Annotated in this window: 27 protein-coding genes; 18 read left to right on the forward strand and 9 right to left on the reverse strand. The window is 74.5% G+C overall.

Annotated features, from left to right (window positions below):
* Positions 1–34: 34 nt before the first annotated feature.
* On the reverse strand, positions 35–970 hold the full coding sequence (locus IPL61_18040) for a M23 family metallopeptidase (protein ID MBK9033142.1): 936 nt from the start codon (positions 968–970) through the stop codon (positions 35–37).
* Positions 971–1,112: 142 nt separating this feature from the next.
* Here IPL61_18040 and IPL61_18045 point away from each other — a divergent pair, with 142 nt between their 5' ends.
* Both IPL61_18045 and IPL61_18050 read left to right on the forward strand, forming a co-directional pair.
* The gene (locus tag IPL61_18045; protein ID MBK9033143.1) at positions 1,113–1,421 is read left to right on the forward strand and encodes a hypothetical protein; all 309 of its coding nucleotides are present in this window, start codon (positions 1,113–1,115) and stop codon (positions 1,419–1,421) included.
* Between the two features lie 85 nt (positions 1,422–1,506).
* On the forward strand, positions 1,507–2,268 hold the full coding sequence (locus IPL61_18050) for a hypothetical protein (protein ID MBK9033144.1): 762 nt from the start codon (positions 1,507–1,509) through the stop codon (positions 2,266–2,268).
* A gap of 148 nt (positions 2,269–2,416) precedes the next feature.
* On the opposite strand, the gene IPL61_18055 is transcribed toward IPL61_18050, so the two are convergent.
* Both IPL61_18055 and IPL61_18060 read right to left on the reverse strand, forming a co-directional pair.
* Complete coding sequence (locus tag IPL61_18055; GenBank protein MBK9033145.1) at positions 2,417–3,457, reverse strand: AraC family transcriptional regulator; 1,041 nt, start codon at positions 3,455–3,457, stop codon at positions 2,417–2,419.
* 198 nt (positions 3,458–3,655) lie between these two features.
* Complete coding sequence (locus tag IPL61_18060) at positions 3,656–4,078, reverse strand: hypothetical protein (GenBank protein MBK9033146.1); 423 nt, start codon at positions 4,076–4,078, stop codon at positions 3,656–3,658.
* Between the two features lie 61 nt (positions 4,079–4,139).
* On the opposite strand from IPL61_18060, the gene IPL61_18065 reads away from it, so the two are divergent.
* The 8 genes from IPL61_18065 (at position 4,140) to IPL61_18100 (ending at position 12,937) form a co-directional block, all read left to right on the forward strand.
* A complete protein-coding gene (locus IPL61_18065; protein MBK9033147.1) occupies positions 4,140–4,673 on the forward strand; it encodes a hypothetical protein in 534 nt (177 codons plus the stop codon).
* A gap of 235 nt (positions 4,674–4,908) precedes the next feature.
* Positions 4,909–6,243: a HEAT repeat domain-containing protein gene (locus IPL61_18070; GenBank protein MBK9033148.1), complete on the forward strand. Its 1,335-nt coding sequence runs from the start codon at positions 4,909–4,911 to the stop codon at positions 6,241–6,243.
* Between the two features lie 109 nt (positions 6,244–6,352).
* A complete protein-coding gene (locus tag IPL61_18075) occupies positions 6,353–6,748 on the forward strand; it encodes a DoxX family protein (GenBank protein MBK9033149.1) in 396 nt (131 codons plus the stop codon).
* Between the two features lie 92 nt (positions 6,749–6,840).
* The gene (locus IPL61_18080; GenBank protein ID MBK9033150.1) at positions 6,841–7,614 is read left to right on the forward strand and encodes an alpha/beta hydrolase; all 774 of its coding nucleotides are present in this window, start codon (positions 6,841–6,843) and stop codon (positions 7,612–7,614) included.
* A 516-nt stretch (positions 7,615–8,130) separates the two neighbouring features.
* Positions 8,131–9,393 (forward strand): hypothetical protein, encoded by a 1,263-nt coding sequence (locus IPL61_18085; protein MBK9033151.1) that lies wholly within the window; start codon positions 8,131–8,133, stop codon positions 9,391–9,393.
* Positions 9,394–9,471: 78 nt separating this feature from the next.
* On the forward strand, positions 9,472–10,779 hold the full coding sequence (locus tag IPL61_18090; protein MBK9033152.1) for a CotH kinase family protein: 1,308 nt from the start codon (positions 9,472–9,474) through the stop codon (positions 10,777–10,779).
* Between the two features lie 513 nt (positions 10,780–11,292).
* A complete protein-coding gene (locus tag IPL61_18095) occupies positions 11,293–12,081 on the forward strand; it encodes a hypothetical protein (protein ID MBK9033153.1) in 789 nt (262 codons plus the stop codon).
* Positions 12,082–12,397: 316 nt separating this feature from the next.
* Positions 12,398–12,937, forward strand: coding sequence for a hypothetical protein (locus IPL61_18100; GenBank protein MBK9033154.1), 540 nt, complete (start codon positions 12,398–12,400; stop codon positions 12,935–12,937).
* On the opposite strand, the gene IPL61_18105 is transcribed toward IPL61_18100, so the two are convergent.
* Together IPL61_18105 and IPL61_18110 are read right to left on the reverse strand one after the other, a co-directional pair.
* Positions 12,919–13,482, reverse strand: a complete 564-nt coding sequence (locus IPL61_18105; protein ID MBK9033155.1) for an NAD(P)H-dependent oxidoreductase — start codon at positions 13,480–13,482, stop codon at positions 12,919–12,921. The genes IPL61_18100 and IPL61_18105 overlap by 19 nt on opposite strands.
* 145 nt (positions 13,483–13,627) lie before the next feature.
* Positions 13,628–14,221, reverse strand: coding sequence for a hypothetical protein (locus IPL61_18110; GenBank protein MBK9033156.1), 594 nt, complete (start codon positions 14,219–14,221; stop codon positions 13,628–13,630).
* A gap of 78 nt (positions 14,222–14,299) precedes the next feature.
* Here IPL61_18110 and IPL61_18115 point away from each other — a divergent pair, with 78 nt between their 5' ends.
* The 3 genes from IPL61_18115 to IPL61_18125 all read left to right on the forward strand — a co-directional run bounded on the left by IPL61_18115 (position 14,300) and on the right by IPL61_18125 (position 16,268).
* Positions 14,300–14,716, forward strand: coding sequence for a VOC family protein (locus IPL61_18115; GenBank protein ID MBK9033157.1), 417 nt, complete (start codon positions 14,300–14,302; stop codon positions 14,714–14,716).
* A gap of 295 nt (positions 14,717–15,011) precedes the next feature.
* On the forward strand, positions 15,012–15,218 hold the full coding sequence (locus tag IPL61_18120; GenBank protein ID MBK9033158.1) for a hypothetical protein: 207 nt from the start codon (positions 15,012–15,014) through the stop codon (positions 15,216–15,218).
* Between the two features lie 69 nt (positions 15,219–15,287).
* Positions 15,288–16,268 (forward strand): DUF3829 domain-containing protein, encoded by a 981-nt coding sequence (locus IPL61_18125; protein ID MBK9033159.1) that lies wholly within the window; start codon positions 15,288–15,290, stop codon positions 16,266–16,268.
* 573 nt (positions 16,269–16,841) lie between these two features.
* On the opposite strand, the gene IPL61_18130 is transcribed toward IPL61_18125, so the two are convergent.
* From IPL61_18130 to IPL61_18140, 3 genes are all read right to left on the reverse strand, one after another.
* On the reverse strand, positions 16,842–16,982 hold the full coding sequence (locus IPL61_18130) for a hypothetical protein (GenBank protein ID MBK9033160.1): 141 nt from the start codon (positions 16,980–16,982) through the stop codon (positions 16,842–16,844).
* On the reverse strand, positions 16,958–17,182 hold the full coding sequence (locus IPL61_18135; protein MBK9033161.1) for a hypothetical protein: 225 nt from the start codon (positions 17,180–17,182) through the stop codon (positions 16,958–16,960). The genes IPL61_18130 and IPL61_18135 overlap by 25 nt, the downstream gene beginning before the upstream one ends.
* Positions 17,183–17,452: 270 nt before the next feature.
* Entirely contained in the window at positions 17,453–17,770 is a 318-nt protein-coding gene (locus IPL61_18140; protein MBK9033162.1) for a hypothetical protein, read from the reverse strand.
* Positions 17,771–17,927: 157 nt separating this feature from the next.
* Between IPL61_18140 and IPL61_18145 the strand changes: the two genes are divergently transcribed.
* Complete coding sequence (locus IPL61_18145; protein ID MBK9033163.1) at positions 17,928–18,503, forward strand: C39 family peptidase; 576 nt, start codon at positions 17,928–17,930, stop codon at positions 18,501–18,503.
* A gap of 14 nt (positions 18,504–18,517) precedes the next feature.
* On the opposite strand, the gene IPL61_18150 is transcribed toward IPL61_18145, so the two are convergent.
* A complete protein-coding gene (locus tag IPL61_18150) occupies positions 18,518–19,057 on the reverse strand; it encodes a hypothetical protein (GenBank protein ID MBK9033164.1) in 540 nt (179 codons plus the stop codon).
* A gap of 79 nt (positions 19,058–19,136) precedes the next feature.
* On the opposite strand from IPL61_18150, the gene IPL61_18155 reads away from it, so the two are divergent.
* The 4 genes from IPL61_18155 (at position 19,137) to IPL61_18170 (ending at position 20,795) form a co-directional block, all read left to right on the forward strand.
* Positions 19,137–19,472 (forward strand): hypothetical protein, encoded by a 336-nt coding sequence (locus IPL61_18155; protein ID MBK9033165.1) that lies wholly within the window; start codon positions 19,137–19,139, stop codon positions 19,470–19,472.
* Positions 19,469–19,696, forward strand: a complete 228-nt coding sequence (locus tag IPL61_18160) for a hypothetical protein (protein ID MBK9033166.1) — start codon at positions 19,469–19,471, stop codon at positions 19,694–19,696. Before IPL61_18155 ends, IPL61_18160 begins: the two co-directional genes overlap by 4 nt.
* 100 nt (positions 19,697–19,796) lie before the next feature.
* A complete protein-coding gene (locus tag IPL61_18165) occupies positions 19,797–20,054 on the forward strand; it encodes a hypothetical protein (protein MBK9033167.1) in 258 nt (85 codons plus the stop codon).
* A gap of 18 nt (positions 20,055–20,072) precedes the next feature.
* On the forward strand, positions 20,073–20,795 hold the full coding sequence (locus IPL61_18170) for a DUF434 domain-containing protein (protein MBK9033168.1): 723 nt from the start codon (positions 20,073–20,075) through the stop codon (positions 20,793–20,795).
* Positions 20,796–21,014 lie beyond the last annotated feature (219 nt).

Below are 21,014 nucleotides of genomic sequence, written 5' to 3' on the forward strand. Positions count from 1 at the left end.
GGGCCGCGCGGATCGGGGCTGGCGCCGAGCCTGGCTACGGCTCGAGGCGCAGGCCGCGGCCCTTGAGATCGCGGACCTCGACGAAGGCCGGCCGGGTCGAGAAGTGGAGGTCCATCACCAGCAGGTCGTCGGTCGAGGCGAACGGCTGCGGGGCGAGCGTCAGCCACGGGTAGCGGAAGTCATCGAGCGTGGCCAGCGAGGTGGCGTCGAGGCCGGCGCGCTCGTCGAAGCCCAGCGCGCCGGCGTCGGTGGCGATGGCGTCGAGATCGAGATCGCCGCGGGTCGCGGTGTAGCGCACGGCGTAGGCGGCGTCGGGCCCGGGCGCGATCTCGGCCAGGGCGATCGTGTCGGCGTCGGGCCCAGGGATGAACACGAACGGATGGACGTGGGGATCGAAGCCGGTGACGCAGCCGGCGTCGGGGTGCTCGGTCTGGTACGGCAGCGAGCACATGGTCTGCATGCGCAGCTCGAAGTGCAGGTGCACGAACTCGGTGTCGCCGGTCTGCCCCATGGCGGCGACCACCTGACCGCGGGTGATCGGCTGGCCGGCGGCGACCGCGATCGACTGCAGGTGCAAGTACACCGCGAACACGTGGTCGACGAGCTGGTCGTGGAACCGCATCGGCGTCGGCAGCTCGTGGCGGATCGCCAGCACGTTGCCGCCGAGCGGGAACTGGGTCGAGCCCTCGGGGTAGACCGCCTCGACCACGCCGTCGCCGATGGCCGTGACCGGCGTGCCCTCGGCGTCGAACCAGTCGATCCCGGGGTGGAAGTCGGTGCGGCCGGCGCTGATCTTCCAGCGCGGCCCGAAGGTCGACGAGCTCGCCTCGGGGTGCGGCACCGGCGGCGCGAAGATCGCGGTGGCGACCAGGGGCGGGACCGCCGTCACCGCGGTCACGCCGCCGCCAGCGGCCTCGTCGCCGCAGGCGCCGACGGCGATCACCAGCCCGAGCGGGACTGTCCAGCGCATCGCCGGATCGTACTACGCGCCGGGCGCGGGCCGGGACGCCGCCGCGCGTGGCCCCTGACGGCCTCGCCGTCGGCGGCGCTCGGCGCCGAGGGCGGCGTCTCGTCCCGACGGCGGCGGCGCTGGTCCGTCGCGGGACTTCGACATGGACCTCACCGCGCTCGATCTCGAGGCGCTCCTGGCCGCGGCGCAGCGCGAGGTCGACGACGACGCTCCAGACGCCACGTCGCCCCACCTGGTCGAGCTGCACCGCCGGGGCGCGCGCGCGATCTTCGAGCGCGCCGTGGCCGTGTGCGCCAGCGCCGCCGCGGACGAGCGCGTGCTGGGCGTGTGGATCCTGCGCGAGCTCCGCAGCGCGCCGCCACGGCTCGCCGCCGAGGCGGTGGCGGTGCTGCTGGCGCTGGCGCGGCGCGAGCCGGAGCCTGAGGTGCAACATCGCCGGAACGCCATATGACGTCGCCGAGCGCACCCGAGATCGTGGCAACGATCTTCGCCTGCACCGCAGGGCGCGCTGCAGCCTCGAGGGTCGAGGAGCTCGGATGAAGTTCTCGATCGTACTCGGCGCCGGCCTGCTCGCGGGCGCGTTCGCGGGAGGATGCAAGAAGGGCGGCGGCGCCAAGCCGGTCACCTGCGAGGTGATCGCCGCCAAGGCGGGGCAGGTGACGGTCAAGGGCAAGGCCGCGCAGGAGATGACCGCCAGCCAGCAGCGCAACGCCGACCTCATCGGGGAACGCGTCACCGCGGCGCTGCTCAAGGTGTGCCAGGACGACGGGTGGTCCCCCGAGCTGCGCGCGTGCCTCGCCGCGGCCAAGGCGGGCGCCGGACCCGAGCAGTGTCAGAGCATGCTCAACCCCGAGCAGCGCGCCCACGCCGCGCAGGCGATGCAGCGCGCCTACGCCGAGAGTCAACAGGCGGCGCTGGACCAGGTGGTCGGCGCGGGCGTGGACATGGTGGGCGCCCTCCGCGCGGTCGCGGATGAGCACGGCCCGGAGCCCACGTGCGAGGCGATCGCCGCGCTCGCGCTCAAGGCCGATGCGGCGTCCGACCTCCAGTGGGTGAAGGACGCGGCCGCCGCCAACGCCGCGGTCATGGCGCGGGTCTGCAAGGAGGACGCCTGGTCCAAGGAGGCCATCGCGTGCTCGATGACGGGGGACGAGGTGGCGCTCTGCGTCGACAAGCTCACGCCCGCGCAGCTGCGGACCCTGACGGTCGAGCAGTGCAAGGTCGACAAGGCCAACCCGGGCACCACCTGCGAGGACCTGTACGACCGCGCCGCGGCCGGCGCGCCCGCCACCAAGTAGGTCGCGACGATCCGACGGGCGGCGATCCGATCGGCTGCGACCGCGACGATCGGCTGCGGCCCGGACCGTGCGCGCCCGGCCGCGGGCTGGCCTGCGATCCGGTCGACCTGCGGTCTGCCGGCAGAGATCCGGACCGACCAGGCTCGGATCAGCGCGCGTCCGGGAGCGATCGCCGCGACGAGGCGAGCGCGCGGCGGAAGGCGAGCGCGCTCTGGCCGGTCCAGCGCCGGAACGCGCGGCTGAACGCGCTGAGGTCGGCGTAGCCGAGCAGGAACGCGCACTCGGTCAACGAGAGGCCCAGGTCGGCGAGGTACCGCCGCGCCAGATGGAGGCGGGTCTCGGCGACCAGCTCGGTGAACGACTGCCCGCGATCCTGGAGGTGACGCTGCAGGCTGCGCGGGCTGACGCCGAGCCGAGCCGCGATCGCGTCCATGGTGACCTCGCCCGAGCCCAGGGCTGGGACCACCAGCCGCCGCACCGCGCCGAGCAGATCGTCGGCGGCCGGCAGGCTGGCCAGGCAGGCGTCGGCGTGGTGGAGCAGGATCGGCAGGAGGTCGGCGTCGGCGGTGCGCATCGGCCGGCGGAGGTCGGCGGCCGGGAACACCAGCGCGTCGTGATCGTCGCCGTAGTGGACCGGTGCGGCGAAGAACTGCTCCTGCGCTCGCACCGAGGCGGGCCGCGGGTGACGGAAGCGGACCGCGCGCGGCGCCCAGGTCGGATCGCCGGTGCCGTCGCGGACCACCCGGGTGTACATCGCCAGCGCCAGCTCGCCGGCCTGGGCGCTGGTCGCGGCCGACGGATCGCTGACCCGACGCGTGACCGTCGCCAGGTTCGGGCCGACGTCGAGGGTCGCGGCGCCGGTGGTCTGCTGGATCGCGAGGTAGCGGCCGAGGTGGGTGAAGGCCGCCCCCACGGTCGGCGAGTTCAGCACGACGTAGCCGAGGACGCCGAGGTCCTTCCACGGCAGCTGGGCGGCGAAGCCGAGTCCGAGCGCCGCATCGCCGGTCAAGACCACCGCGCGCTCGAGCAGCTCCATGCAGCCGGCCAGGCTGAGCATCGCGTCGGGGTCGACCAGCTCTTCGGGCCCGATCCCCGCCCGCTGCATGAGCTCGTCGATCGACAGCCCAGGGTAGCGCGCGAGGTAGGCCCCGAGACCGCGGGTGATGCCGGCCCGGACCAGCCCGGTCACCTGGCACCTCCGGCCAAGCCGGCGGCGCCCGCGGTCAAGCTCGATCGGGGCCGTCGGCCATAGGGTGCGCGCATGAACTCAGCCACGATCCGTCTCCGTCCTGCGTCGATCTTGCCCGTTCTCGCGCTGGCGTGGGTGGCCTGCGGTGACAACGGCGGCGGCGATCCCGGCGTCGACGCGGCCCCCCCTGACGCCAATCTACCGCTCCCGGGCCTCACGGTGCTGGACTTCGAGATCGCCGTCGACGTCAGCCCCGACGGACGGCTCGCGGTGTTCGAGGATCTGACCCAGACCGAGGCGCTGCTGGTGTTCCACGACACCGTCACCGGCCAGACCTCGACCGTGGGGACCGTCGGCGATCCCGGCCGCACCCTGGCCACCGGCGTGTCGAACGACGGGCGGGTCAGCGCGCTGCACAGCGAGCCGGTGCAGGCCGGCCTGTGGCGCCAGGCCGACGGCTGGCTCGACCTCGGCAGCCCCCACGCCACCGGCTGCGGCGAGGACCTGAGCGGCGGGTGGGACATCAGCGCCGACGGCCACGTCGCGGTCGGCCTGGCCTGGGACGGCTGCGCCACGACCGCGTTCCGGTGGAGCGACGCCAGCGGCGCCGGCCTTCGCCACGCTGGCGCGCCTCGGGACCCCGCCGGCCGGCGCGTCGCGCGGCCCGATCAACCGCGCGACCGTGGTCTCCGACGACGGCCGGGTCGCGGCGGGCTTCGCCGAGGACGACGTCCTCGACCGCCACGCCGCGGTGTGGAACGCGGACGGCAGCGGCTTCTTGATCTCCGGCCTGCCGGCCGACGCGCCCAGCGAGGTCCTGTCGATCAGCGCGGACGGCGCCACGATCGCTGGCAGCGCCGGCAACGAGGGCTTCGTCTGGACCCAGGCCGGCGGGCTGGTCGACCTGGTCCGCTTCGACGTCGCCCTGCCCAGCGATCCGGTCTTCGCCAACGCCATGAGCGGCGATGGCTCCCACGTCTACGGCGGCGTCGGCAGCGCGTTCTTCGGCGTGCCGATCGCGTTCGTCTGGACCGCCGCCACCGGCATGCGCCCGCTCGCCGACGTCGCGACCGCCGCGGGCATCACCATCCCCGACGGCCTCTTGCTCACCAGCGTCCTCGGCGCCAGCGCCGACGGCACCGTGCTGATCGGCGTCGCCTCGGACGCCGACTTCAACACCAGGACCTTCGTGCTGCGCCTGCCGGCCGGCGCCTGAGCCCCCTCGCGGCTCGGCCCGGGCCGATCCGCCCGCCCACGTCCGCCCGCGCGCAGTAGACTGTCGGCATGATCGGCGCCGACGCGCCCCCGTCTCGCTGGGGGCCACGCGCGGTGCTGGCGGCCGTGGCGGTGGCCGCAGCGATCGTCGTCATCCCGCGCCGCGCGGCGACGCCGCGGTCACCCGTGCCAGCCGTTGCCGACCGCGCCGCGGCGCTCGCCGATAGACTGCATCGATGGACGAGCGCGTCGAACGCATCCTCGGGAAGCTCGCCGAAGTCCGCGCCCACAAGCCACGAACGCTCGGGGCCGAGCGCCACTTCTTCCGGCTCGCCGCCCCGCTGACCGAGACGCGGGTGCGCAAGCTCGAGCAGACGTGGGGCCCGCTGCCCGAGGCGTACCGCGTCTTCGTGGTCCAGGCGGGCGCGTCGGGCGCCGGGCCGTACTACGGGCTGTTGCCGCCGAAGCGCTGGGCCGAGGCTGGCGACGGCTCGCTCGCGATCGTCGATCAGGGCGACGACTTCTACGCCGTGCTCGGGAAGGACGGCCGGGTGCGGTACGTGGCGCCGGACGGGAGCCCGCCACTGCTCCCGGAGAACGAGGACTTCCTGGCGTGGTACGAGCGCTGGCTCGACGAGCTCAGCTGGGGCTACGAGCACACCTGGTTCGGGCGACCGATGCCGGGGAGCGTGCCGCAGCTCGTCGCCGCGCTCGCCGGTCCGCGCCGCGGGGACGCGCTGTGGGCCCTGGTCCAGGCCCCCGCGCTCCCGGAGGAGGCGCGCGCGCTCCTGACCACCTGCATCGCCGACCCCGACCCGAACGTCAGCGGCGGCGCGTTCGCGCTGGTGCGGAAGCACAAGCTCGCGCAGCACTACCAGCCGGAGCTCCGCCGCGCGCTCCAGAGCGCCGACCCTGAGGTGCGGCGGTGGGCGGTCGGCGCGCTCGAACCGCCGGACCCCGCGCTGCTGCGACCGCTCCTCGCCGACCCGTCCTACCCGGTCGTGCTCCTGGCCATCCACGGGCTGCGCGGTGACCTCACCGACGATGAGATCGTCGCGCTGCTCGCGTCGACGGACGCGGGCATCCGCCGCAGCGGGATCGAAGCCGCGCGCAAGCGCTCGTCGCCCACCACCTTCGACGCGCTCGTCGCGCACGTGTCCGCCGACCCTGGTGACCCGGCGCTGTTCGCGATGCTGCTGGCCGTCGAGCGCGGGGTCGTCGACGAGCCCCGGCGCGCCCTGGCCTACCGGTTGTCGGTCGATCACGTCGCGGCCGCCCGAGGCCCGCGGGAGCCCAGCGCCGGTGCGTACGGGCTCCGGCTGTTCGCCCCCGACGAACCCCGCGCGTTCGAGCTGCTCCTCGAGCTCAGCCGGCACCCGGAGCCGTTCTATCGCTACAACGCCGCGAGCAACCTGGGCGTCCTCGGCGATCCCCGTGCCCTCCCCGCGCTGCGCGCGATGCTCGACGACGCGGCCATCCCCCGCACCCCCGCCGTGGCCAGGACCTGGAGCGTCGGCGAGGAGGCGCGGCGCGCGATCGCGCGGATCGAGGGGACCGCGCCCACGTCATGACCGCGCCCGCCGGGCCGCCTCGACGGCTGGCTCGCGCTGCTCGGCGGCGCCGTGCACGACGCACCGCCGGGCCGCGTGCGCGGTCGCCGCGGCATGCTCCACTGGCGCGATGCGCCTGCTCGCCAAGCTCGAGGCCCCGTCCTACGCCGCGCTGCGGATCGTCGCCGGGGCGATGTTCACCTGTCACGGCCTCCAGAAGATGTTCGGCTGGCTGACCACCCGGGCCACGCCCGACATCGGCAGCCAGGCCTGGATCGGCGGCGTGATCGAGCTGGTGACCGGCGTGCTGATCGCGATCGGCCTGGGCACCCGGATCGCCGCGCTGCTCGGCTCAGGAACGATGGCGGTGGCCTACTTCCAGTTCCACCACAAGGGCGAGTTCGGCGACTGGAAGTGGCTGCCGATCGTCAACCACGGCGAGCTGGCGGTGCTGTACTGCTTCGTGTTCCTGTTCATCGCGGCGCGCGGCGCCGGGCGGTGGTCGTTCGACGGTCGCGGCCGCTGACCCGCGCAGGGCGCACCGGCGCCAGGTTCGAGCGGTCCTTCCTCACCAGCTGGGCGACCCGCGGCGCACGGGCGATCGCGTATCCTGCCGCCATGCAGGTCGCGTCCGCCGATGGAGTGCCCATCGCCTACGAGGTCGCCGGGGCCGGCGACGTCGGTCTGGTGTTCGTCCACGGCTGGTGCGGCAACAAGCGGTGGTGGGACGCGCAGCGCGACGCCTTCGCCGCGACCCACACCGTGGCGCAGCTCGATCTCGCCGGGCACGGTGACAGCGGCGGCGCGCGGGCGCGCTGGTCGATCGAGGCCTACGCCGGCGACGTCATCGCGGTCGCCGGCCAGGTGCGGTGCCGACGCCTGGTGCTGGTCGGGCACTCGATGGCGGGGGCGATCGTGCTCGAGGCCGCGCCCGCGCTCGATCGGGTCGCGGCGGTGGTCCTGATCGACACGCTCAAGGATCTCGAGCAGGTCACGCCGCCGGCCCAGGTCGAGCAGATGCTGGGGCGGTATCGCGACGACTACCGGGCGACCGTCGAGGGCGTGCTCCCGGCCTACCTGTTCGCGCCCGGGACGCCGGCGGAGGTGCGGGCGCGCCTCACCGCGGAGTTCCTGCGCGTCGACGGCCCCCGCGCGGCCCAGCTCCTCGAGCCGCTCTACCGGTACGACGCGCGCGCCGCGGCGGCCAAGGTCGCGGTCCCGGTCCGCGCCATCAACGGCGACCTGCACCCCACCAACGTCGTCGCCAACCGACGCTGCCTGCGCGACTTCACCTGCACGATCCTGCCCGGCGTCGGCCACTACCCGATGCTCGAGTGTCCGGCCGCGTTCGATCGTGCCCTGGCCGCGACGCTCGCCGCGCTGGCGCTGTAGGTCGACGATCGGGCGCGCGCGACGGCAGCGCCCGTGCCGCCGATCGGCTGGCCGCGGTCCCGCGACACACCCGACCGGGCGATGGTTCCCGCGCGGTGAGGCTGGCCCCGACGTCAAGCCCGGTGGCCGACCGCACGCGCGGCGACGCCGCAGGCCCGCGGGGTGACGTGAGCGCGCTCGCCACACCGTGGCGAGAAGGGCGTGGACGTTCTTCATCGTCGACGACGAGACCTGGCGCGTCGGCTACCTGATGGTCGACACCAGCAATTGGTGGGGCGGCAGGGAGGTCCTGGTCGCGCCGCACTGGGCGAGCCGCATCAGCTGGGATGAGCACAAGGTGCGCGTCGACCTGTCCCGACAGGCGATCGAGGACAGCCCCGAGTGGAACGCGGACGCGGCCATCGCCGGACCACGGCGCCGATCGTGGTCCTCGACGTGGCCCGATCCAGCGCGCGCGCCCGCGCCCAGCGCCCGGCCCCGCCCTGGCCCACCGGGAACGGCGGTATCGTCGCGGCCATGCGTGGACTCGCCCTGATCGTCGTCACCGCGTGCGCCGGCAAGGCCGCTGCACCGCAACCACCGCCGCCCGCGGTGCCCGCGCCCGCGCCCACGACACCTGCTGCGCCGGCGCTGCGCGCGCCACGCCACGTCACCCCGGCCGACGGCCAGCCGCCCAGCGATCCGTGGCCAGCGGCCTCGTTCACGCTGGCCGATGAGCTGGCGACCGCGATCGGGACCGGCGACGCCATCGGGACGACCGACCGCGTGATCCGCTCGATCGCCGATCCGCAGGGGCGCTGGGCCATCGTGTGCCAGCAGCGCCGCGACACCGATCACGATGGCGTGATCCGCTTCCAGCAGGAGGCGCACTTCGCGCTCGGCGACCGCCCGGCGGCCTACCTCGTGATCGGCGGCGGGCCCGGGCTCGAGCTCGAGACGGTCAACGCGATCTCGCCGACCGGCGATCACGCGGTCGTCGGCATCGATCGCGCGGTCGTGCTGCTCGATCTCGCGCGCCGCACCGGCGCCGTCTTGCCCGGCGCGCACGGCGACGCGGGGTTCAGCCCCGACGGCACCCAGCTCGTCTATCGCGTCGACGCGGACGCGACGCACCGTCGGGCCATCCGACGGACGCTCGCGACCGGCGCCGAGGTCGCGCACGACCTCCCGGCCGCGGGCTGGCTCGGCGGCGTCGTGCCGTTCGAGGCGCGGTGGACCGTGGTCCCGATCGCCGAGGAGGCCGACCCGGCCGAGTGGATGCGGCCGTACGACGCCTGGTGCGCGCTCGGCTCGCGCGACCACAGCCTGTTTCCTCCGGTGCGGTTCCTGTGGGTCGACTTCGACACGCAGACGATCGTGGAGGACCCGGCGCTGGTGCGCCCGGTCGGCGCGCACCGCCTGACCCGGCGCAAGCACGGCCTCGCGCTCGACGGCCAGCCGATCGGCGCGGCGCGGTGCAAGGAGCTCGACATGATCGGTGTCCATCCGCCGAGCGGCATGGTGATCACGCAGTGCTACGACGATCCGCAGCAGATCTATGTCAACGCGCCGAACGTCAAGCCGTTCACGATCTCCGGCGTCGTCGAGCGCACGTTCGAGCCGATCGCGAAGACTCTGCCCGGCCCCAGCTACTGCACGCCGTCCGGCGAGTGCATCGATCTGACGACCGGTGCCCCGACCGCGGCGTCGGCGTCGCCGCCCGCCGCGAGGCTCGTGCGCGACGCCGCTGACGGCGCCGGTCCGCTCCGCTGGGCCGAGCCCGACGCGCCGCCGCCGTGAGCCCCGCGACGACCGCAATTGTCCCGCGGCCACGCGTCGGGGTCGGATATGCTGGGCAGCGTGCCCGTGACGAGGTCGATGCGCCCCCTCCTGCTCGTGATCCCCGCCGTCATGCTGGCGGCGTGCGGCTCGCCGGCGGCCCAGCCTGACGCCACGGGCGTCGACGCCGCGACCGACGGCGCCAGCGGGGGAGTCCCCGACTACGGGCGCCTGTTCCCGTCGGATCGGGTGATCGACATCGCCCTCGACACCGCCGCCGCGGACTGGGCGGCGCTGATGGCCGATCCGCTCAACGACGCGCTGCAGGTCCCCGCGACCGTGACCTACGACGGGGTCGTCGTGACCCAGGTCGGGCTCAGCACCAAGGGCAACTCGTCGCGCAACTCGGTCCGCGCGATGGGCTCCCAGCGCTACAGCTTCAAGCTCGACACCGACGACCTGGTCCCGGGCCAGCGCCTGCTCGGCGTCGACAAGCTGAACCTCCACAACTCGTTCAAGGACCCGACGCTGCTGCGCGAGACGATCGGCTACGCGATGATGAGCGGCGCCGGGGTCCCGGCCAGCCGCACCGCGTTCGCGCGCCTCACGATCAACGGCCAGCCGTGGGGCCTGTACGTGGTGGTCGAGCAGGTCGAGGCCGACTTCCTCCGCGACCGGTTCGGCGCCGCCGGGGGCGAGCTGCTCAAGCCCGACCAGCCGTCGGGGCAGCTGACGTATCGCGGCGCCACCTTCGCCGACTACCCGGGCATCGACGTCAAGACCGACGGCGGCGATCCCACCCACCAGCGGTTCCTCGACCTCATCGCCGCGCTCGATCACGGCACCGAGCAAGAGCTGGCGGCGGTGCTCGACGTCGATCGCCTGCTCCCGTGGCTCGCGATCAACACCTACCTCGCCAACCTCGACAGCTACGCGGGGAGCGCCCACAACTACTACCTGTACCTGGACCCCGCCAGCGCGCGCTGGATCCTCATCCCCTGGGATCTCAACGAGACGTTCGGCACCTTCCGCTGCGGCTGGACCGCCGCGACCATCGTGGCGCTCGATCACCTGCAGCCGCGGTGCAACCAGCCAGCCCCGCGGCCGCTGATCACCAGGGTGCTGGCGTCGCCGACCTGGCGCGCGCGCTACCAGGCGCTCCTCACCGAGCTGATCGCCGGCGCCGGGGCCCCCGCCGCCGTCCGGGTCGACGTCGACGCCCGCGGCTCGCTGATCCGCGACGCCGTCGCCGCCGATCCCACCAAGTTCTTCACGCTGGCCCAGTTCGACACCGCGCTCCACGACGACCTGCCGGTGACCAACCAGCCCGGCATCGACACCGCCATCCTCGGGCTGGCGACCTTCGCCGAGCGGCGCAGCGCCGCCCTGGCCGCGCAGCTGCCGTGAGCCGGCGCGGACCCGACCGGGTGATGACGTCGTCGAGTTGGCGCAAGGGCCCTGGTCCCGGGGGGGGGGGGTCGGGGGGGGGTGGGGGGGGGGGTCCCCGAGGGGGGGGCCGGGGGGGGGGGGGGGGGGGGGGGGGGGGGGGGCGCCGCGCCGGGGGGGGGGGGGGAGGGCGGCCCGTCCCCGAGCTACCGGGATCGATGACGACGCGACAGTTCCGCGAGACGCTCGGGCTCCGCCCACCACGAGGTGCGGCCTGACGCTGCGACAGCGCCGGCCGAGGCGCCCCGGTTCCTGCGGCCTGGTCTAGAGGTCGTGGCCCCGCGCCGGCTGACAGCGCCCGGGGCCGATCGGCCGCACCGATCCCCGCACCGATCCCCGCACCGGCCGCGACCCGGATTCAGGGCCGGTTTCGGGCCCGCCCGACGCGCCGGTTTCCCCGACCAGCCTCGACGACCACCCGGAGTTCCGGGCCTTCGAGCGCACGCGGGCGTCGATCACGGTAGGGTGCCCCCGATGAGCGAGATCCGAGACGTCCTGCGCGCCGCGAAACAGCGAGACCCGAAGGCCTTCGAGTTCTCGAACTTCACCCCGGTCGTCGCCGGCGACTACAAGAAGGCGCTCGCCGCGGGGCTCGTGGTCGGCGACCCGAGCGCCGTCGGCCTCAAGCCCATCGTCGGTGATCGCGCGGGCGGGTACTACCTGACCTGGGAGCGCGGGCCGATCAAGTCGTGCATCGTCTACGTCGGCGCCGAGGGGCAGAAGTACGTCGCGGCCGGCAGCGAGGCCGAGCTGATCTCGATGCTGCCCTACGGCGACGGGGTCACCGAGGCCATGGCGTACTGGTCCCGTCGGCTGACGGAGCCATCGTCGGCGGTCGACGCCCCAGCTCACCTCACGCCGGGGGCGCTCGACGCGCGGCGCGCCGCGGGTGCGCCCGGCGACGCGTGGATCGCCAAGATGGCCGTCGCGCTCGAGGCCCGCGGCGTCGCGCTCGAGCCCGATCCGCTCGCGAAGATCGAGGCGGCGAACCGCGCGGTGCTCGTCCAATGGCTCGCGGTGTGCGAGCGGCGGTTCGAGACCCAGCGCGTCAAGGCGGATCTCGAGCGCCCGACGCGCGCCTACCTCGCGAGCGAGCTGTTCCAGATCGGCGAGCGGATCCTCCACCCGACGTTCGGCGAGGGCGTCGTCGAGGCGCGCGCGGAGACCGGCAAGGTGACGGTGTTCTTCAAGACCGGCCGCAAGGTGCTCGTGCAGGCGAAGGACCCGCCGCTACCGCCGCGGACGTCCGGCCGCCGGCGGTGACGATCGCGTCGCTCGCTGCCCCGCACCGATCGCCCCGCGCCGACCGACTCGGCCCGGCCTCGGGCCCCGCGCCCATCGACCTGACGCGGTGGGCGTCGACGTCCCGCCCCGCGCCGCCCACGGCCCGCTGGGCGAAACGTGCCTGAGGCTGCGACCGCGGCCGGATCGCGGCCGATCCCCTCGCGGCCACGGCGCTCGCGGCCACCTCAACCTCTGCCGCGGGCGCCGCTGTGACCCGCCGCGCGGGCGCGGGCCGCCAGCCGGGCGTGCGCCGGCGCGCGCCTCCCCACCGCCAGGTATGCTGGCCGCGCCGGTCATGCCCACGACGAGCGTCCTCGCCGAAGTTCACGCGCCGCCGAGGCCGGCGTACCGGATGCTCGCGCTCGGCGCGCTGGCCGCGGTCGCGCTGACCGCGTTCACCACGCACAAGCTGGTGGTGATGGCGCGGATGCGCGGCGAGCTCGGCGACGTCCCGGTGCGCGCGCTGATCGTCGAGGGTGTGGCGCGGCGGTTCTCGGACGGCGGCGCCGAGTACCAGCTCGGCGACCGGGCCCGGCCCGACGCGGCCTGGACGATCCAGCTCACGGCCGACCAGGCCGCGCGTCATCCCCGCGGCGCCGTCGTCGAGGTGCGGTGCGACGCTGACGAGTGCTACCTGCCGGACTCGGTCTACATCAGCGACGGCAACGTGCAGTTCGACCTCGCCCTGCTCGCGATCGAGCTGGCCGGCGCCGCCGTCTGCCTGGGCGTGCTCGCGCGCCGCTGGCGGGCCTGGCGCGCGGCGTCGCGCGGGGCGCACCTGCCGACGGTCCGCGTCCTCGATCGCCAGGCCGTGGTTCAGGCCGCGGTGAAGTAGGTCTCGGCGGCGGCCAGCGCGGCGCGGTCGGCCGTGATGTCGCCGGGCCGGTTGGCGTGGCCGACCAGGGCGCCGCGCCAGCGCATGTCGAGGTAGTCGGCGGTGCGGCGGAGCGCGTCGACCACCGGCGCGGCGCTGCCGGCGGCCTCGTCGTCGGCGTCGACCACGACCGCCCACAGCGAGCGCCCGGCCATCGTCTCCGCGAACGCCAGCGCGGGCACGCGCATCCACCCGCTCATGTGATCCAGGTAGAGCTTCACCGGCCACGCCACGCTGTACCAGTTGACCGGCGTGACGATCACCACGTCGGTCGCGGCGAGCGTCGCCTCCACCCACCGCCGCCCCGCGCCCACTGGCGTCGCGTAGCCGGTCGAGTGGCGGGTATCGAAGAACGGCGGCAGCGGATCGTCGATCAGCCGAGCCCACTGCTGGCTGACGCCCGCCGCCAGACGCGTGGCCGCGACGTGCGCGAGCCGCTCGCTGTTGCCGTCGACGCGCGTGCTGCCCAGCACGAACAAGAACCGCTGCGCCTGGGTCCCATCCATCCCTCGAGTGTGCGTCGCCCCTTCCGCGGCGCAAGCACCGCGCGTGCGGCGATTCCGCGCGGGGTCCAGCGACGGCGGCGACCGGCGCGGAGGCGGCGGCGGCGCCGGAACCCGCGCAGGCCGGCGCCGCCCGATTCGAGGATCCTCAGCAGGACGCGCAGACAAGGGCGACGGCCACGGCGACGGCGACCGCGGCCGCGACGAGCGCGACGGCGATCCACCCGCGACCACGGCGCGCGACCGGCGGTGGCGGCGTGGCGGCGGCGACGGCCGCGCGGATCGGCTCGAGCGCGGCTGGGCCCAGCACCGCGTCGTGGACCAGCCCGAACCGGAGCGGTGTCCAGGTCACCGGCGCCATGAACAGCAGGCGGCGCTCGTCGGGCAACTCCCGCCAGGCCGCGGGCACCTCGACCACGGACTGCAGCAGCACGTGGTGGACGTGGCCCAGCATGCCGTGCGCCGCGTCCTGGGCGTCGCGCGCGGACGCCGCGTTGTGCGGCGACGCGACCTCGATGGTGGTCGGCGCGTCCGGCAGCGCGCGCACCCAGTCGATCACCTCGAACCGATCGTAGGCCTCGACGTAGGAGGCCGCCAACGCCCCGGGGGCGTCGATCGCCGCGAGCGTGTGGTGGACCACGCGCTGCGGCGGATCGGCTGGGCGGACCAGCGCGATCGCGCGCGACGCGGCGATCAGCTCGTCGAGCGCCACCGCCTGCGGCCGGATGTGCAGCATGCCCATCGCCGCCAGTGTAGGCCCACACACCGGCGGCGGGCTCCCCGGCGTTCGCCCATCCTCGATGCGCTAGGCTCGCGGCCGATGCCCTCGCCCCCGCCGGCCACGTCTCCCCGCCCCACCGTCCATGTCAGCATCGACGTGCCCGACCTCGCGGCCGGGCTGCGCTTCTACCAGGCGGTGTTCGGCCTGACCGAGACCGCCCGGCCGTTCCCGACGATGGCGATCCTCGACGGGAACAACGTCACCGTGTGCATCCACCAGAAGACGGCGGGCAGCCGCAGCTCGTCGACCGGCGACGACGTGCGGCGCTACGATCGCCACTGGACGCCGGTCCACCTCGACCTGCACGTCGCCGACCTCGACACGGTCCTGGACCAGGTGCGCGCCGAGGGCGGCGCCATCGAGCACGAGTTCCGCACCCAGGGCCCGCGCCCGACCGCGTTCTGCAGCGACCCCTTCGGCAACGGCTTCTGCGTCATCGCCGAACCCGCGCGCTGAGCAGCGACCGCGCCCGCGGGGCCTCCGTCGCCCGCGAGGTCAGGGCGGAACCATCCGCAGGGCGATTCTCCGGTGAATCGGATCACCCACGTCCAGCACGACCCCGCCGCGGCGCCCGTCGATCGACTGGTCGACGCGCTCCGGGACGCCGGCTACGAGTCCCAGCCGCCGCGGAGGTAGCCGTGCGCGGCGTCACCTGGGCCGGCCACCCCCCTGGGCGATGGCGGATCGGCCGGCATCGTCTGCGGACGACGATAGCGCCATCGGGGCGCTGGCGCGTTTATCGTCCATCCCCATGCGCGCACTCTTCATCTGCCTGGCCCTCGCGACGTCGTCGACCGCCTGCGGAGGCAAGTCGACCGCCGCCACGACCAACCCGCCCCCGGCCGCGCCCGCGACGGACGCATGCGGCGGCTGCCCCGACGGCCAGACCTGCGACGGCTGCCCTGGCGATCCGTCGTGCCCCACGTGCGACGTGTGCGGCCCCCCGGTCTGCCGCTGATCACGCCAGCGGTCGCTTCCTGGCGAAGCGAGGTGCGCTCGAGCCGCGTCTCGGTGAAGATCGCAGGCCGTGCGAGCCCGATCCAACACCAAGGTCCACCTCACGTCCTGCGCGGGCGTGATCTCCATCGCTCTCGTCCTGCTGGCGGTGGCCGCCTGCGGCAAGTCCACGCCGTCCGGGGCCGACAAGCAGGGCTCGTCCGCCGGCGCTCCGACGTCCACGACCACGGCCGCCGCGGACCCGGCGCGCGCCGAGGCCGCGAAGCTCGAGGCCGCGATCGAGTGCCTCAACAACAACTCGGGCCGGGTGTTCGAGGTCCGGGACCGGTACCTGGGCGACGTCGACCCGGCGACCGGCGTGCCGGTGCCCAACCGGCCGATGAACCTGATGGGCATCGGGAACGCCGCGCCGTGCGAGCGCAAGGTCAAGGCGGCGGCCCCGCTCACGCCCGCGGTGCCCGAGCTCGATCGGGCGAGCGCCGACTACGTGGCCGCGCTCACCGCGTTCCACGCCGCGTGGGACGAGCTCGACGCCTACTACAAGAAGGGCGAGCAGCTCGACGATCAGGGCGCCAAGGCCAAGGTCCTGCACCCCAAGGTGATGGCGTCGCTCGACGCCTTCGCGGCGGCCCATCAGGCGCTGCAGGCCGTGGTCTCGCAGCGCAACCGCCTGCGCCACCAGGCCGACCTCGCGGCGACCGAGCAGCGCGAGGGGCGGACGTTCAACGTCGTCCTCGGCACGTTGATGCTCGAGGCCCAGACGCTGCTCGAGCTCGTCGACACCGCCAAGCCCGACGCGGCCCAGGTCGCGACGCAGCTCGCCGCCTACGGCGCGCTCGTCGATGAGGCCGAGGCCTACGCGGTCGCGCACGCGGACGAGGCCAGCACGTGGGGCTCGCTGGCCAACCTTCGCAACTACAGCAAGACGTTCCTCGCCGCCTGCAAGGTCATCGCCCGGAAGGTCGCCGAGCCCGACGGGGCCACGCCCGCCGAGCACGAAGCGGCGGTCCAGCAGTACAACTCCCTGGTGGACAACTACAACAACCACTGACCCCAAGGGCCCGCGCGCGAACAACTCGGTCGGTCTCGCGGCCGATCCATCCCGGCTGGCTGCGTTGCCGGCTCCGGTCCTCGGGGCACGTCCAACGAGGACGCTTCCCTCCGGTCCTCGCCGTCGCCTTGCCATCCGGGCGCCTCGTCCGCGATCCTCGATCGACTTTGTTCACGCGCGGGCCCTAAGGCGGAGCCGCGGACCGGTCGACGCGCGGGGGCGCGTGACCGGAAGACGTAACCGAACCGCCGCGCCGCGCGTCAAGGCGCGATGACCGCCCGACCGCCTGTGTGGAAGCGCCCGAGACCCTCGGGGCCCCGGACCCCGCTGACCGAGGCCCAGCGCGCGTGGGCGCGAGCGACCGCGGCGCAGCACGGTCGACGCTATCCCAACCTGATCGACAACCTCGCGGCGGCACGACAGCCGCCCGACGTGATCGCGCCCACGAGCGCTGTCGCGCGGCCGCGGCGCCGCTGAGCCGTCACGACCGACGCGCGACCGATCATCCCAGCGCCCGAGGCGTGGAGCGCGCGACCGTCGTCGATGACGGACCAGCTCGGCGCCGGCTGGTCCTCAGTCGTCGCCCCCACCGGCGGCGGCGAGCGCGGCGAGCGCCCGGTCACGGAGCGCGGCAGGGAGCTGCAGGAAGAACGGGGCGACCGACTCCGCCTCGTTCTCCTCGTCGTAGATCAGCGTCTCGAGTCGGAGGACCAAACTGCGGGGTCGCTGCCCTCGACCTCCTCGTACCAGTGCGGGAACGCACCCTTGGCCCAGGTGACGAACGCCTTTGCCAGCTCGGCATCGTGGGGAAACACGTTCTCGAACACCTTGCCGTGGCCTTCGTACAGCTCGATGACCTCCTCGAGCGAGGGGCCAGTTGGGGCTTGGGTCTTGTCGGTCTCTTGGTTCGCCATGTCGTGGTGGAGTCGGACACCGCTCGGATGTGACCGTTCTCGACGCCTGTTGGATCGCCCCGGATCGCCGCACCGCACGCCGGGTAGCGGGGCCAGGACTCGGCCCCAACCTTCAGCGGCCCGGGCATCGGCATCGGCGGCAGCGTCACGGTGTCCAGGTCGCCCTTCACCTTCGACGGGACCGCCGGCGTCTTGACCGACGTCCCGCTCGCGGCGGCCCTGTCGCGCCCAGGCCGGCGCGGCGCCGTCACCCCAGCGCGCCCGCCCCGCTCAGTCGTCGCCACCCGACGGGTAGTAGTCGACGTACCGCTCGCCGATCTTGCCCTCGACCAGGCCGTCGACCGCGGTCCGCGACAGGGTCTCGAACACCTCGGCCGCGGCGAACCGCAGCTCGGCGATGGCCGGGATCGCGAGGTCGATCGTCACCGTCGTCCCGTGCATGACGAAGCACCGCATCCAGCCGCCGCCGAGCGTGGCCAGATCGTCCTCGAGGTCGATCTGCTCGCGCGCGACCATCAGCGCGCGATCGAGGAGGTCGCGGCGCGCGAACCGATAGCGCCCCGCGTAGCGAATGATCTCGTGCTGCATGCGTCGGTGATACGCGCCGACCGCGACCGCCCCGTCCCAGGCGCGTGACAAGGACCGCCGCGACCTCGACGCGGGACCGCGCCGGCAGCCACCAGCGCCGGTCGCCGCCGTGCCGAGCATGGCCGCCCACGAGCACCACCGCGGTAGGGTCACCCCGATGCCCGATCGATTCAGGACGATCCCCGCGGGGGCGATCAAGATCGACCTGCCCAACGTGGCCCAGCGTCGCGGCTACACCTGCGGGCCCGCGGCGATGCTCGCGGTGGCGGCGTATTTCGGCGTCGGGCCGGGCGACGAGGACGACGTCGCGGCCGCGATGACGATCGGCCGCGACGGCAGCGACCCGCCGCACCTGCGCAAGGTCGCGCGCCGGTGGGGCCTGCGCGTCGAGGAGCACGTCGGCATGACGACGGCCGCGCTGCGCGCGACCCTCGACCGCGGGCGTCCGGTGGTCATGATGGTGCAGGCGTGGGCGTGGCCGGCGCCGCGCTCGTACCGGGCGCGCTGGCGCCACGGCCACTGGGTGGTCGCGATCGGCCACGACCGCGGCGGCGTCTACGTCGAGGACCCCGCGCTCCACGCGGCCCGCGGCTGGCTATCGGACGACGACCTCGACGACCGTTGGCACGACTGGGGCCCCGGCAAGACCCGCGTCCACCGGTACGGCCTGGCGCTGTGGCGTCCCGGCGTGACGCGCTCCGCGTACGCGCGCCGCGCCCGCCTGCTCGCGTAGCCGCGGCGCGCTGATCAGGCCGACCGGATCGACCCGAACCGCGCGCGCAGCCGCGCGCGGTTGTAGCGCTGCAGCATCACCGGGTAGCCGTTGACCACGACGTCGAACCCGAGCGTGCAGGCCGCGGCGAGCCACCATCCCCGGGCGGCGGCGTGGACGGCGACCGCCGCGGCGGCCACGAGCAAGATCGCGTGGCTCGCCTCCGCGGCGCACATCCGCCGCTCGAGCGCCGCCAGCTGCGGGCCGGTGCGCTCGGCCGGCAGGCGCAGGCCCGGATTGAACACCGCCAGCGGGCCGCGGCGCAAGAGCCGCTTGATCAGCCCGACCCCGAGCCGCTCGTAGATCCGGCCGTCGCGCTCGAACCCGCGCAGGGTGTGCCACGCCGCCGGCAAGCGGATCGGGACCACGTGGCTGATCGTGCCGAGCCAGGTCATCGGCAGCCACACCACCGCGAGCGCGAACGGGACGCTGTCGCCGCCGAACGCCGCCAGCGTCACCGCCAGGAGCGCGCCGATCGCGACGGTCGTGGCGACCACGAGGAGGGTGCGGCCCACCCCGCCAGCATGCGCCGCGCGGGCGCGCGCCGCCACCGTCCAGGCTCAGGAGCCGCGCCGGTCGCGATAGGCTCGCGCGATGACGATCACCAACCCGGCGGTGCGCGACCGCGCGTTCTTGCAGGAGCTGTTCGAGGACGACTACTTCCCGAACCCGCTGGTCGAGAAGGGCAAGCAGATCCTGCTGCGGCTGTGCGCTCGCATCGAGGCCGAGCGCCCGGTCGGCGACGCGGTGCTGCCCCTGACCCACGCCGCCACCGAGGAGTTCAACCAGCTCGACGAAGAGCTCCACGAGCACGACAGCGAGATCGAGACCGCGGCCCGCGAGTGCATCGGCGCGGACATGATGTTCATCTTGCAGACCTACGGCTACCAGGTCGACATCGAGGACGCGATCGCCCCGCGCGACTGGTGAGGTCCTGGCAGGATCGCGCGCGCCGTCCTGCGGCGCCCCTGCGCGCTTGGCTCGCGATCGGCGCCAGCCCCGATCCGCACACCTACCTGCGCACCGTCGAGATGGTGCAGCGGATCGCCGAGACCCTCGCCGCGGCCGGGCTGCCCCCGGCCGATCGGTGGGACGTCCACGACGTCATGGCCGCCGCCCCGGCGCCCAAGGCCATCGCGCTGATCCGCCACTGACCGACGGCGGCGCCACCGACGCGCGGGCCGCCGGCGCGGCCGGTGCTAGGTTCGGGCGGTGTCCACGCCACCAGCGCCCCCGAGCGGCGGCCGCCCGACGATCTCGTGCCACCACCACGACCAGGGCGCGTGCGCGGTCGTCTGCCGTCACCACGTCGCGACCCGCGATCAGCCGGTCGGCTTCATCGAGAACAACACCGATCCCGCCGATCCGCAGGCGTGGTGCGTCGCGTGCGAGGAGCGGTTCCTCGACGAGGGCGGCTTCACCGACGCGTTCCGGGCGTTCAACGACTGCGTCGTCGTCTGCGGCGCTTGCTACCACGAGCTGAGGCAGCGCCACGCCGCCGACGTGGCGTAGCGATCCGAGGCCCTCGCCGTGTCGCGCCGTCCGCATCCCGACGACCACGAGCTGTTCGCGCCCGTGCGGCTGCCGACGCTGCGCGCGGCGGTCGATGACCTCAGCTGGCTGCGCGGGCGCGGCTACGCCGACACCGCGGCGCTGGCGCTGGTCGGCGACCGGTACCAGCTGCTCGCCCGCGCCCGGACCGCCGTCGCCCGCGTGGCCGCGAGTCCGGAGGTGGCGTCGGCGCGACGCGGTCGGCGCCTCGCGGTGGCGGCCCTGACCGGGCGCGCGCTGGTCATCGACGGGTTCAACGTGCTGGTCACCTGCGAGGCGGCGCTGGCCGGCGGCGTCGTCTTGCCCGGCCGCGACGGCGCCTGGCGCGATCTCGGCTCGGTCCACGGCAGCTACCGCGCCGTCGACGAGACCGCGCGGGCGCTGGCCGCCATCGCGCAGCTCCTGGCGCGCGCGGCGCCCGCCCGCGTGACCTGGTACTTCGATCGTCCGGTCTCGAGCAGCGGCGACGTGGCCCGGCGCGTCCGCGCCGTCGATCCCGCCTGGACCGTCGAGCTGGTCAACGTCGCAGACCCGGAGCTGATCCGCGACCCAGCGGCGGTCGTGGCCTCGAGCGACGCGTGGGTGCTCGATCGCGCGGGGGCGTGGATCGATCTGCCGACCGCGACCGTGACGGCGCTCGCGGTGCGCCCCTGGCTCGTCGAGCTCGGCGTCCCCGGCGACACCGCCGCGGGCCCAGGCTGACGTCGCGCGCGCGCCCGCGGTCATGACCCAGGCGTTGCCCCAGGTCGCCCAGGCGGTCGCGAAGTCGCTCGAGCACGCGCGCCTGCACGTCGTCCAGACCGGCGCCGACGGCGGCGGCGGCTTCCTGCCCCTGGCGGTCTCGCAGGTGCTCGAGCTCGTGCAGCGCCGCCTCGACGACGCGGACACGGCCGGCCGGTGCCCCGGGGTCGCCGCGCGCGC

The sequence above is a fragment of the Myxococcales bacterium genome, from assembly GCA_016717005.1.
In the GTDB taxonomy this organism is placed as follows: domain Bacteria; phylum Myxococcota_A; class Polyangia; order Haliangiales; family Haliangiaceae; genus UBA2376.

Bases quoted from the DNA above. Each gene is read 5' to 3' on its own strand.
- IPL61_18140 (MBK9033162.1), bottom strand. From the start codon at position 17,770: ATGCAGCACGAGATCATTCGCTACGCGGGGCGCTATCGGTTCGCGCGC.
- IPL61_18075 (MBK9033149.1), top strand. From the start codon at position 6,353: ATGCGCCTGCTCGCCAAGCTCGAGGCCCCGTCCTACGCCGCGCTGCGG.
- IPL61_18110 (MBK9033156.1), bottom strand. From the start codon at position 14,221: ATGGGCATGCTGCACATCCGGCCGCAGGCGGTGGCGCTCGACGAGCTG.
- IPL61_18115 (MBK9033157.1), top strand. From the start codon at position 14,300: ATGCCCTCGCCCCCGCCGGCCACGTCTCCCCGCCCCACCGTCCATGTC.
- IPL61_18145 (MBK9033163.1), top strand. From the start codon at position 17,928: ATGCCCGATCGATTCAGGACGATCCCCGCGGGGGCGATCAAGATCGAC.
- IPL61_18085 (MBK9033151.1), top strand. From the start codon at position 8,131: ATGCGTGGACTCGCCCTGATCGTCGTCACCGCGTGCGCCGGCAAGGCC.
- IPL61_18070 (MBK9033148.1), top strand. From the start codon at position 4,909: ATGGACGAGCGCGTCGAACGCATCCTCGGGAAGCTCGCCGAAGTCCGC.
- IPL61_18040 (MBK9033142.1), bottom strand. From the start codon at position 970: ATGCGCTGGACAGTCCCGCTCGGGCTGGTGATCGCCGTCGGCGCCTGC.
- IPL61_18120 (MBK9033158.1), top strand. From the start codon at position 15,012: ATGCGCGCACTCTTCATCTGCCTGGCCCTCGCGACGTCGTCGACCGCC.
- IPL61_18050 (MBK9033144.1), top strand. From the start codon at position 1,507: ATGAAGTTCTCGATCGTACTCGGCGCCGGCCTGCTCGCGGGCGCGTTC.
- IPL61_18080 (MBK9033150.1), top strand. From the start codon at position 6,841: ATGCAGGTCGCGTCCGCCGATGGAGTGCCCATCGCCTACGAGGTCGCC.
- IPL61_18135 (MBK9033161.1), bottom strand. From the start codon at position 17,182: ATGGCGAACCAAGAGACCGACAAGACCCAAGCCCCAACTGGCCCCTCG.
- IPL61_18105 (MBK9033155.1), bottom strand. From the start codon at position 13,482: ATGGATGGGACCCAGGCGCAGCGGTTCTTGTTCGTGCTGGGCAGCACG.
- IPL61_18090 (MBK9033152.1), top strand. From the start codon at position 9,472: ATGCGCCCCCTCCTGCTCGTGATCCCCGCCGTCATGCTGGCGGCGTGC.
- IPL61_18155 (MBK9033165.1), top strand. From the start codon at position 19,137: ATGACGATCACCAACCCGGCGGTGCGCGACCGCGCGTTCTTGCAGGAG.
- IPL61_18100 (MBK9033154.1), top strand. From the start codon at position 12,398: ATGCCCACGACGAGCGTCCTCGCCGAAGTTCACGCGCCGCCGAGGCCG.
- IPL61_18095 (MBK9033153.1), top strand. From the start codon at position 11,293: ATGAGCGAGATCCGAGACGTCCTGCGCGCCGCGAAACAGCGAGACCCG.
- IPL61_18045 (MBK9033143.1), top strand. From the start codon at position 1,113: ATGGACCTCACCGCGCTCGATCTCGAGGCGCTCCTGGCCGCGGCGCAG.